8 protein-coding genes are annotated in these 11,212 nt (G+C 59.8%); 5 read left to right on the plus strand and 3 right to left on the minus strand.

Going from position 1 to position 11,212, the window contains the following annotated elements:
• Nucleotides 1-6 precede the first annotated feature (6 nt).
• The gene (locus HMPREF3039_RS08905) at nt 7-1,452 is read left to right on the plus strand and encodes a Gfo/Idh/MocA family protein (RefSeq protein ID WP_067570074.1); all 1,446 of its coding nucleotides are present in this window, start codon (nt 7-9) and stop codon (nt 1,450-1,452) included.
• A 367-nt stretch (nt 1,453-1,819) separates the two neighbouring features.
• Here HMPREF3039_RS08905 and HMPREF3039_RS08910 read toward each other — a convergent pair whose 3' ends face one another.
• On the minus strand, nt 1,820-4,204 hold the full coding sequence (locus tag HMPREF3039_RS08910; protein ID WP_167506789.1) for a glycoside hydrolase family 95 protein: 2,385 nt from the start codon (nt 4,202-4,204) through the stop codon (nt 1,820-1,822).
• A gap of 231 nt (nt 4,205-4,435) precedes the next feature.
• On the opposite strand from HMPREF3039_RS08910, the gene eboE reads away from it, so the two are divergent.
• Nucleotides 4,436-5,578: a metabolite traffic protein EboE gene (eboE, locus tag HMPREF3039_RS08915; protein ID WP_067569906.1), complete on the plus strand. Its 1,143-nt coding sequence runs from the start codon at nt 4,436-4,438 to the stop codon at nt 5,576-5,578.
• Nucleotides 5,575-6,534, plus strand: coding sequence for a zinc-binding metallopeptidase family protein (locus HMPREF3039_RS08920; RefSeq protein WP_067569908.1), 960 nt, complete (start codon nt 5,575-5,577; stop codon nt 6,532-6,534). The genes eboE and HMPREF3039_RS08920 overlap by 4 nt, the downstream gene beginning before the upstream one ends.
• Before the next feature lie 93 nt (nt 6,535-6,627).
• Here HMPREF3039_RS08920 and HMPREF3039_RS08925 read toward each other — a convergent pair whose 3' ends face one another.
• Together HMPREF3039_RS08925 and rpoN are read right to left on the minus strand one after the other, a co-directional pair.
• Nucleotides 6,628-7,779 carry an MFS transporter gene (locus tag HMPREF3039_RS08925; protein WP_067569910.1) on the minus strand — a complete coding sequence of 384 codons (1,152 nt, stop codon included), beginning with the start codon at nt 7,777-7,779 and terminating at the stop codon, nt 6,628-6,630.
• Between the two features lie 160 nt (nt 7,780-7,939).
• On the minus strand, nt 7,940-9,334 hold the full coding sequence (rpoN, locus tag HMPREF3039_RS08930) for an RNA polymerase factor sigma-54 (protein WP_067569912.1): 1,395 nt from the start codon (nt 9,332-9,334) through the stop codon (nt 7,940-7,942).
• A 136-nt stretch (nt 9,335-9,470) separates the two neighbouring features.
• Here rpoN and HMPREF3039_RS08935 point away from each other — a divergent pair, with 136 nt between their 5' ends.
• Nucleotides 9,471-10,196: a GDSL-type esterase/lipase family protein gene (locus HMPREF3039_RS08935; protein WP_067569914.1), complete on the plus strand. Its 726-nt coding sequence runs from the start codon at nt 9,471-9,473 to the stop codon at nt 10,194-10,196.
• Between the two features lie 335 nt (nt 10,197-10,531).
• The gene (locus tag HMPREF3039_RS08945) at nt 10,532-11,122 is read left to right on the plus strand and encodes a manganese efflux pump MntP (protein ID WP_067569918.1); all 591 of its coding nucleotides are present in this window, start codon (nt 10,532-10,534) and stop codon (nt 11,120-11,122) included.
• The last annotated feature ends 90 nt before the right edge of the window (nt 11,123-11,212 follow it).

Here is an 11,212-nt window from a genome sequence, read left to right on the forward strand (position 1 = left end):
TCATTCATGGATACTTCATCATCACGTCGTCGTTTCCTCCAGACCCTGGGTCTGGCTACTGGAGCTCTGGCCGCCGGTTCCCTTGCCAACGCGCAGGAAGTGGAAGCCCTGGCTCCCAAAAAAATCATCATCCCCGATCCGAACAACATCGGCCCCATGACCACGTGGCCCGCGCGCAAGCCGGGCGCCCAGTATATGGGCGGATTCCGGGCCCCCAAGCTGGACAAGGTCCGCGTGGCCTTTGTCGGCGTAGGCGAACGCGGCTCCATGCACGTCGCGCAAATGGCCGTCATTGAAGGCGCGGAAGTCGTCGGCATCTGCGACCTTTACGAAGACTGGGCCAAGCGCAACGCGGACCTCGTGGAAAAGAAGACGGGCAAGCGTCCCCCCATCTTCACGAAGGGACCGGAAGACTACAAGCGCATGATGAAGGAAGTCAAGCCGGACGCCGTTATCGTCTGCCCCAGCTGGGAATGGCACTGCCGCGTCACCTGCGACGTGATGAAAATGGGCGCCCACGCCTTCGTGGAAGTGCCGATGGCCGTCTCCATCAAGGAACTCTGGGAAATCGTGGACACTTCCGAACAGACCCGGAAGCACTGCATGATGATGGAAAACGTCAACTACGGCCGTGAAGAACTCATGTACCTGAACATGGTGCGCCAGGGCGTCATCGGAGACCTTTTGTATGGAGAAGCCGCCTACATTCACGAACTGCGCGGCCAGATGAACCAGGTGGAGCGCGGCACCGGTTCCTGGAGAACCTACCACTACGCCAAGCGCAACGGCAACGTGTACCCCACGCACGGCCTGGGCCCTGTGGCCCAGTACATGAACCTGGCCCGCAAGGACGACTGCTTCGGCAGGCTCGTTTCCTTCTCCAGCCCGGCCCTCGGCCGCGCCGCGTATGCCAGGAAAAACTTCCCGGCGGACCACAAGTGGAACAAGCTGGACTTCGCCTGCGGAGACATGAACACCTCCATCATTAAAACCACCATGGGCCGCACCGTTCTGGTGGAATGGGACGAAACCAGCCCCCGCCCCTACTCCCGCCTCAACCTCATCCAGGGCACCTTGGGCACGCTGGCCGGCTTCCCGACCCGCGTGGCCGGTGAAAAACTGGGCAACGGCAACTATCACGAATGGATTGAAGGCAATGAAAAGCTGGCGCCCATCTTTGAAAAATACGAGCACCCGCTCTGGAAGCGCGTCGGCCCACTGGCCCTGAAAATGGGCGGCCACGGCGGCATGGACTTCGTGATGCTCTTCCGCATCATCGAATGCCTCCGCAACGGTGAACCCATGGACCAGAACGTCTATGAAGGAGCCTTCTGGTCCTCCGTTTCCGAGCTCTCCGAATATTCCGTGGCCCAGGGCGGCATGCCCCAGGTATTCCCGGACTTCACCCGCGGCGACTGGAAGACGACCGCCCCGCTCGGCATCGTGCAGTAATTAAGCATTACCTGTCTTTTTACAACAAGGCTGTTCCGTTTACGGCGGAACAGCCTTTTTTGCAGTTCGCGGCCGCAAATCGGTTTAATGCCTTCCCTTCTCAAACAGGTCCGTCCGTCGTTCTTCCTCCCTTCTGCCTGTCCTCTCCCGGACAACCGTTCCAGTTTTGACAGCCACACCCTCGCAACGCACCTTTTTTCATCCAGACGGCCCCCTGTTCTCCGGCAGCATAACTTCGTCCGGAACCCGGTGCCGTTCACGGTATCTTCTCCAGCCCCGGTTCAGAGCATCCCGCAATATTTGAACCCGGCACTTGAAAAGGCCGCTCCTCCCCGTCCGCAAGCCGAAAGCCGTCGAACCACCGCCCCTAATTCCCTTTAACGGCAACTCCCGGCGTCAACGCATAAGTCTTTTCCTCCCCATTGAAGAACACCTTGACGGACTGGGCGGCGGGAGAGGACAGGCTGAACTGCGTCACCCTGCCGTCTTTCCAGGCCATGTCCACGGAAATATTGCCGCGGGCTTTCAGCCCCCGGACGCTGCCGTCCTTCCACGCTCCGGGAAGTGCCGGCAGCAAATGCAGCCGCCCCGTATGGGACTGGAGCAGCATTTCGGCAAAACCCGCCACGATGCCCATGGTGCCATCCACCTGCATGGGCGGATGCGTGGTGAACAGGCTGTCCATCATGCTGTAGCGGATCATGCCCTGAATCATCTCGTACGCCTTCCGGCCGTCCAGAAAGCGCGCCCACAGATTGGTGCGCCATGCCCAGGTCCAGGAGCGGCGGGAATCACCCGTCGTTCCGCGCGCCAGCAGGGACTTGCGCGCGGCTTCCGCCCATTCCGGCGTCTTTGCCGGACTGATCTGGCTGCCGGGATAGACGGCAAACAGGTGAGAGGTGTGCCGGTGGTGCGGGTCCCAGGAACCGCTGCCCGGCTTTCGGTCGATCATCCATTCAAGCAGCATACCTTCCTCCCCCACCCTGGGCCCTACCAGCAGGTCCCTCCTGGCGGCCAGTTCCTTTCTCCATGCCCGGTCCACATCCAGCACCTCGGCGGCCTGCACGGTGTCATGGAACAACTCCCACACGATCTGCTGGTCATGGGCGCAGCCGTCTTCCTTCGGCCCGTGTTCCGGAGACCACCCCATGGGGGCCGCCAGCATGCCTGCCCTGATATCCTTCAAATCACGGGAAACCACCTCCGGAGTCACTTTTTTATCCTCCGTCCTGAAATTGCTTCCTCCCTCGTTCATCACCTTCAACTGGCTTTCCCAGAACTGGCAGATCTCCTTCATCATCGGATAGGCCGTCGTCTTCAGGTAATCCCGGTCCAGCGTAAAAAGGTAATGTTCCCACAGATGCAGGGCATACCAGGCGGAAGCGGGCTTGTTCCACTTGAACCCCTGGCCGCCGAAAATATTCTGGGCGGTTCTGCTCGTCCACCCCGGAGCGGGAGTTCCGGACGCCGACTTGAATTCCGCCGTCTCCCGGGTAATCCTGCGTGCCGCGGGCGCCATCTCCCTGATGTAACGCACCAGGGGCTCATGGCATTCCGGCAGGTTGGCGGGCTCCACGCCCCAATAACACATCTGGATATTGATATTGTTGTGGTAATCGGAATCCCACGGCGGAATCAGGCTGTAATTCCAGAGCCCCTGCAAGTTGGCGGGCAAATTGCCCGGCTGGGAGGAGGAAATGATGACGTAGCGGCCAAAGTTGAAAATCAATTCCTCCAAATCGGGGTCCGGACATTCCGTTCCCTCATTCACGGCCTTTTTGTACTTCTTCAGGCGTTCGTCGATGGGAAGTCCGGCCGTGGGGTCCTCCGTTTCTCCCAAATCCAGGGAAACCCGGTTGTAAAACTTTCCATAGGCCAGCAGGTGATCCCGCTTCATTTTCCCGGAAGGCACCTTGAGAGCCCGCGCCAGAACGGCGTCGTTCCTTTTCCGCGGAGATTCGCCCTTCCAGTTCCGGGCGGCATCCAGGACATAATCCGTGGCCAGGGAGACCAGCACACGGCAGGAATCCGCCTTTTCCACAACGACAGAACCGTCGGAAGCCTTGACGGTTCCCCCCTTGGGAAGAATGGCGATGCGGCCTTCATACGCCAGCCCGTTCTTCAACTTGCCCTGGATCAGAATCATGCCCCGTCCTCTTCCGGCGGTGGACGTAATCCGGTCCTGCGGATGGAGAGTTGTCAGCCGGAAGACGGCATCCACGGAACGGGGCTTGTCCCCTTCCACCGTCATGGAAATCACCTGATGGGGAATGCTGGCAAAATATTCCCTCCTGTAACGGACATCCCCCGTGGAATAGGACACGGAGGCCAGCGCCCTGCCCACGTCAAGCTCCCTCCTGTAATCCTTCATTCCATCCGCAGCCGGATAAGTGATTTCCAGCGTTCCAAACGGCTGATAGGACCCGAACTTCAGGGAATCCGGCCCCTTGTCCTTGGCTTCCGAACTGCAAAAGCCGCCCGACCACATGCTGATCTCCGTCAGTTCCAGATGGTCCTTCCCCACGCCGCCATAAATAAGCGCGCCTATTCTTCCATTGCCGATGGGGGTGGCTTCCTTCGCCCAGGAAGCATCACCCGTCCCTTTCTGGGGCCGCGTATCCTTCCATTCCGCCGGACGGCTGAACCAGAAGCGGGAGGATTTCCATCCCTCCCCGTCCTTGCCGCCTTCCGCGGCATGCGCAACAGTCCCATACAGAAAAACTCCGGAAGTCAGAAAAAGAAACAGGCGCATATGGAACATGGAAGCCGACCCTTACCATATGGTTCCGTGTTTCTGCAAGCCTATTTGCTCCACTGTGCAAAATGCCTTTTCCATGACGGCCAAAGACGCAAATCCATGAAATTTTACCCGGCCTGCCGTTCGTATGTACGTCTGAGGAACGCACCCCAGGCACAGCCACCTTCCGCCATCTCGCTCCCGGAGCGGAAGCACGTTCCTCCACAACACCCACCCGGTCCCGCCATGCTTTCCTACTGCACCAATATCCACCCCGCCGAATCTTGGGCGGAAACCATGGAAGCGCTCCGCCTCCATGTGCCGCGCATTGCAAGTGAACTCTCCGCTCCCCTCCGGAACCAGCCTTTGGGAATCGGACTGCGCCTGTCGGCGCGGGCGGCGCGGGAACTGCTGGAATCCCCTGAGGACCTGGACTCCCTGAAAATCTGGCTGAATGACAACCATGCCCGGGTGGAAACCCTCAACGGCTTTCCCTACGGCAGTTTTCACGGAGAACGGGTGAAGGAGCGTGTCTTCCAGCCGGACTGGACTACTCCGGAACGCTTTGAATATACCTGCAACCTCTTCCGCATCCTGGCCCTCATCGGCGATGAACGGGCCGGCAGGCTGACCGTCAGCACGCTTCCCGCATCCCACAGCTGGTTCCACGCGGATGAAGAGCGGATTTTCGCGCGGCTGGAAGCCATGAGCGGATTCCTGGACGCGCTGAGCAAACAGACGGGACGCCTCATGCAGCTCGGCCTGGAGCCGGAACCCTTCGGCCATTTTCACGACACGTTCGGGGCCATTCGCTTCTTTGACAACCTGCGCAACCGTTCCCGCCGCCCGGAACTCATCGAACGCCACATAGGGCTGACCTACGATACCTGCCACTTCGCCATTCTTCGGGAAGAACCGGATTTCACCCTCTCCGCCTGGGAGGAAAACAACATCGCCCTGTGCAAGGTCCAGCTCTCCAACGCCCTGGAATTCCACATGAACGGACTGGAAAGCCTGGACCTTCTCCAGGAATTTGACGACGGAGTCTATTTCCACCAGACCAGCATCCGGCACGGAAACCACACCATGCTCTTCCCGGACATGCCGAATGCCCTGGCCTACGCGCGGGACTATGCGGAGGAAACACGGAACTCCGTCTGGCGCATTCATTACCACATCCCCCTGTACGCGTCTCCGGAACCGCCTCTGAAAGACACGGGGTCTTTCATCGCCAAAACACTGGACTACCTGCACTCCCATCCCTCCCTCCGCCCCCATCTGGAAGTGGAAACCTACACATGGAGCGTCCTTCCGGATCATATGAAAATTCCCCTGGCCTCCCAAATCGCACGGGAAATGAACTACATTGCCGCGCTTCAGCATTCATGACATCCCCATACACATATGCCGTAAAACTTTCCGGAGGCCTGCTGCTGGCCGCCGTCCTGTCGTCCTGCACCCTGTTTCCGTCCTCCCCCGGCGGTCCGGACACCCCCCGTTCCCTGGCGGAACGCATGGAACGCCATACGCAAGTCCTGCAAAAAACCATAGGCCCCAGAAACTCCCGCCAGCCCAAATCCATGGAGGCGGCCGCCAAATACATTGAAAACAACTTCTCGGACATGGGGTATGCCGTGACGCTCCAGCCCGTCACGGGCGGCAACTCCAAAAAGGAAGCCGCCATCTACAACATCGTGGTGTACAAGCCCGGCCTCTTCTCCGACAACCAGAGCATTGTGGTAGGGGCCAACTACGACTCCGACGAGCGCTTCAACAACGGCAGCGGAGCGGCCGTGCTGATGGAAACGGCCAGGGACCTCAGGGACATCGCGACCAACCACAACATCTACTTTGTAGCCTACGCCAACGGGGCGCAGCCCGCGGGGCAGTCCGGTCCTTCCGGAGCCGGCGTGCATGCCAAAATGCTGAGCGGCCTCATCGGAGCCTCCAACATCCTGGGAATGATCAACCTGGAACCCCAGAAAACCGCTGTTCCCGCAGAAGGGGAGCAGACGAAAGAAGCCGAACCCCAGACACCGGTCCTGTTCCTGACCACTCCACGCGGACAGGAATTTGCCGCGCAATGCGCAGCCCCCTTTGCAAAAAGCTGGGAACAGCCGCCCTCCACCCTTCACCGGAAAACAGCGGCCATCAACAGCAATGACCGCCATTATGCGGCCCTGGACATCCCCACCCTCTCCTGCAAATGCGAATATAGCGTCACGGACTCCCGGACAAAAAACTATGTGCAGGCGCTGACGGACATGATCCACCAGGTGGCGGACAACGACGTATCCAAAACGGACAAGCAGCCGGACGCCGCCCAAAAGCCGAAACAGCCCTGACCGGGAAGGAACGCTTCTGAAAGCCGCCCTCTTTTATGAATGATCCCCCTGCGGGAAAACATGTTTCCGCCCTGCTCCGTCGGAATACCACTCCTACCGGGATGCCCTGCCCGCCCGGTGTCCCCCTACGATCAGCACGGGCATGTACAGCAGGGCCACCAGGGCAATGACCAGCGGCATCCAATTGTCCGAATAACGCTGCATCAGGAACGACGTCAGGGAAGGACCGGCCAGGGTCCCCACGGAATAGCTCAGCAGCAGGAGCTGGTTCATCGTCACCAGCTCGTCGCGGGAGGCTTCTTCGCATCCCCAGGCCATGGCGATGGGATACAGGGAAAAACCCGCCAGGCCGAGGGCGACCAGGGAGGGGGCCATCAATCCGCCCCTGGCCATCAGGCCGGCGCAGGCGGCTATCACCAGCAGGGACTGGCATTTCATCACGAAGGCGCGCCCGTACCTGTCAGACAGCCGTCCCATGGGCCATTGCCCCAGAATGGCCGCGGCAATCAGCAGGGCCATCCAATACCCCACGGAGGAATGGCTCATGCCCTGGTGTTTCAGGAACAGGGGCATCAGGCAGTAAATCGTTCCCAGAACCACGCCGGAAATCATGCAGCCCGCCACGCCCAGCACCACGCTGCGGCGTCTCAGCAGGGGCCGGATTTCCACGCGGGGGGAAAGCTCCCCGCTGCCGGCATCCGACTTCAAGCGGGCGAACAAGAGCGGAATCATGCCGGCGACGGACAATCCGCACACTTCGGAGACCACCACAACCATGTCGCTGGGGAACCAGCCGATCAGCAACTGGCCCAGCACGGTGCCCAGATAATAAACCACCATGTAGGAAGCCAGAAGAACGCCGCGGGTCTTCAGCGTTCCCGCCCTCAGCAGGGCGCTCTCCACCACCACCCACACCAGGGCGCAGCTTGCTCCCGTCAAAAACCTGAGACCGCTCCAGGCAGCAGCTCCGGAAACAGCCATCAGCAGGAGCGTGGACACGGCGCACAGCACGCACGCGCAGCGGTAGCTGCCGTTGAACCCCGTCCTGCGTATCAGCCACCCGGCCATGAGGGTGCCGGCCAGGTTCCCCAAAAAAAAGAAAGACCCCACCATGCCGGCCTCCCACATGGCCGCATCCGCCTGCTCCATCCACAGCGGAACCACCGTATTCAGTACGGCGAACGCCACGGTCTGAAACAGCAAACCGAGCAGCAACAATGCAATGGGCCATGTAAATGTACGCATAACGATAAAGCGATAAAGGGAGGCGACTATATCACTAAAGCCGCATCAGTCAACCGTTGCCTCCGCCAGAAACGGCAATATCCGGCATGTCCTTTTCAATCCTGACAAAAACAACCTGCAATCAACGTGTTGAAGCATCTGAAAACGCTCTTTAAAAACGTCATATCCCCTTGCGCAGGGAGGCGGGCAGAATCTTCATCTGTTCGCGGTACTTCGCTACCGTTCTGCGGGCGATATTCACCCCCTTCTCCTGGAGGGCGGCAGCCAGCCTGGCATCGCTGAGGGGCTTGGCCGGATTCTCCGCCGCGATCAACGCCCGCATCAACTCCTGGACAGCTCCGGAAGCGACCGAATTCTCCCCGGCGCCGGATGCGGCCTCACCGCCCGCGGAGACTCCGGAGCTGAAAAAGGACCTCAACTCCCTCATCCCCCACTTGCACAACAGGTATTTGTCACGGCAGGCGCGGGAAACGGTGGAAACATGCACGCCCAGCTCGTCCGCAATCTCCTCCATGCCCATGGCCTTCAGATGAGACGGCCCGGCCCTGAAAAAGGACTCCTGTTTCCGGACAATGGCCCGGGCCAGCTTGAGAATGGTCTCCTGCCGCATGTCCAGCGCGCGCATCAGTTCCTGGCCATCCCGGAACGCCTTGCGGAGGTACTGGCGCAAATCCCGGTTTCCGGAGCCTTCCGCCATCATCTCCATGTACTGTTCATTCATGGACAATTTCGGAAGGTATTCCGAAGTCAGCGTCACTTCCAGTTCACCGGAGGCCGACTCCTCCACGACCACATCCGGCAGAATATGCGGATTGCCGCCCGGCGCATAGGCGCAGCCGGGATCGGGAGTCAGGCTTCTGACAACCTCCAGGGCCGCCGCCACTTCCTCCGGTTCCGCGTCCAGCAGGAGGGCGGCTTCCTCATACTTGTGCGCCGCCAGCTCCCGCCAGCACCGTTTGACCAGACGGAACGCCAGCGACCGCTTCAGCCCGCGCTGTTCCAGTTGAATCAGAAGGGAGTCCCTCAAATCCCGGGCCCCCACCCCGGGCGGGTCCATCCCTCTCAGCACCGCGAGAGCCTCTCCCATATCCTTCATGCTGAAACATTCCCTCTCTTCAAGTTCTTCCGGAGACTCCGTCAGAAATCCCCGGTCATCCAGGGAATCAATCAGCAGCAGCAGGGCTTCCCTGGTCCGCCCGGTCAGCGCGGAATGAACCGCCTGGTCCATCAGATGGGACTTGAGAGACTCCGGAGCCACCACGGACTCATACATGAAATCCCGCCGGGCCGCGGCCTCCGCGGAAGGGCGGCCTTCCGCCGTAAACTCGTTCCAGCCGTCATCCCTCACGTCGTCAAGGTCTCCGGACGGCTCATCCGCAAGCGCCTCCGGGGAAGCGTCCGGCACATCCTCCAGCAGGGGGTTCGTCTCCAGGGCCTGACGGATCAACTGCTTCAGCTCCAGAGAGGAAGCCTGGAGAATCTGCATCCCCGTCTGCATGGACTGTCCCGCCACCATCTGGCGCGTCATTCCGTGCTGCAGGGACACCTCGCTCATACCGGGACAAACTACACCAGCCGCCGAATTCTGGCAAGGGGGAAGGGACCCGCACACAATGTGCCTCATCCATGGAAATCAAAAAAGACCACCTGTTTGGCGCAACATTTTTTCCGAATTTCCGTATCATTGGCATATGAAGAATTTACATGCACTTGTCCTGGCCTGCCTGGCGCCCTGCCTCGCCCTGTCCGCCCTGGCGGACGCCCCGTCCCCCCTGTCCCCCGTTTCCCGGGAAGGGACGAAGAGTTGGCAGGACCGCTACGACCAGCAGGTGGAGCAGCTCCGGAACAATCCCTGCGGCGTCCTGTTCCTGGGAGATTCCATCACGGACTACTGGGACCGGGACGGAAAGCAGGTATGGGAAAAAACGTTCAAACCCTATCATCCCTGCAACTTCGGCGTTTCCGGGGACCAGACCACCAACCTGATCTACCGCATCACGCATTCCGGCATGCCGGCACAAACGGCCCCCCAACTGTGCATTGTCATGATCGGTACCAACAACACCGGACACTTCAAGGGCGGGGAAGACCCGGAAAAAACGGCCATCGGCATCCTGGGGGCGGCGCAGCACCTGCTGGTGCGCTTCCCGGACACGCATGTACTGCTTCTGGGAATTTTCCCCCGCGGCAGCGGCCCGCAGGACAAGCTGCGCCAGCACAATGATAAAATCAACGCCATTGTGGCGCAATGCAAACTGCCCCGCACCACTTACGTCAATATCAACAAGCGTTTTCTGGACTCCTCCGGCAGGCTTCTGCCCGGCATCAGCAGGGACAACCTGCACTTCACGGAAAAAGGCTACGCCATCTGGGCAGACGCCGTACTCCCCTACATCAAGAAATACTGCAGGCAGTAAGGGAAGCTTCCAAGGCAGTGCCGCCTGATGCCGCCAGCGCGGCCTTGCCTACTTCCTTTTCCCATCCTGCCTAAAGCATCAGCGTCAGACGGAATCACCCCTTTTGCGGATGACAGGAAAACTATGAAGGCCGGCCACCCGAATGCCGGGAGCAACGGGTCCGGAGGAATGGAAACCTTCACGAAAACGGCCCTGGGAAACCCTTTGAAAAAACTCTCCATCCATGGGAGGGAAAGCCTGGAGAGGCCGCTCGCAAGGCATGCCGCATCTCCAGGCCGGAAAACCGGAAAAACATTGATTTTTTCTCCATCTGCCCCTAAATTTCCCCTCCCTTCATGAATCCGGCTGATTTACTCTTTCTGGCATTTGCGCTATCCGTGGACGCCTTTGTAGTAGCCTTCTCCTTCGGCCTGATCATCAAGAAAAACCGGTTCCGCAACGGCATGGAAATATCCCTGGCCACCGGAGGCGGCCAATTCCTGATGCCCGTGCTGGGCTTCTTCCTCACGGGAACCGTACACGGCTACATAGCGGAATGGGACCACTGGCTGGGATTTGCCGTCTTCACCATACTAGGGATCAACGTCATCCGGGAGGGCTGGAACCACAGGACGAACAAGGAACTGCCCGACGTCTCTTCCCTGACGGCCTTCACCCTGCTGGGCGTCGGCATAGCCACCAGCATAGACGCCCTTGTAGCGGGCATCAGCATTTACCTCTCCTCCGTCCAATGCGGGGCCTCCCCGCCGTTCCATGCGGTATTCCTCCCCGCGGCAGTCATTGGAGCCACCACCTTCCTCTGCACGGCTGCCGGATTTTTCCTCGCCCGCAAGCTGCACCGGTTCCCCTCTTTCCATCTGGAAGCGGGTGCGGGAATCATCCTCATCGGCCTGGGGGTGAAAATGCTCTGCGACCATCTGTGCTGATCTCCGCAACGGCGGAAGGTTTTTCATCCCATCAATGATAAAAACACTCCTTTCAAACCGTAATAAGCCGGAAAAGGAACTGGCCCCGCG

Source organism: Akkermansia sp. KLE1798 (assembly GCF_001580195.1).
Lineage (GTDB): Bacteria > Verrucomicrobiota > Verrucomicrobiia > Verrucomicrobiales > Akkermansiaceae > Akkermansia > Akkermansia biwaensis.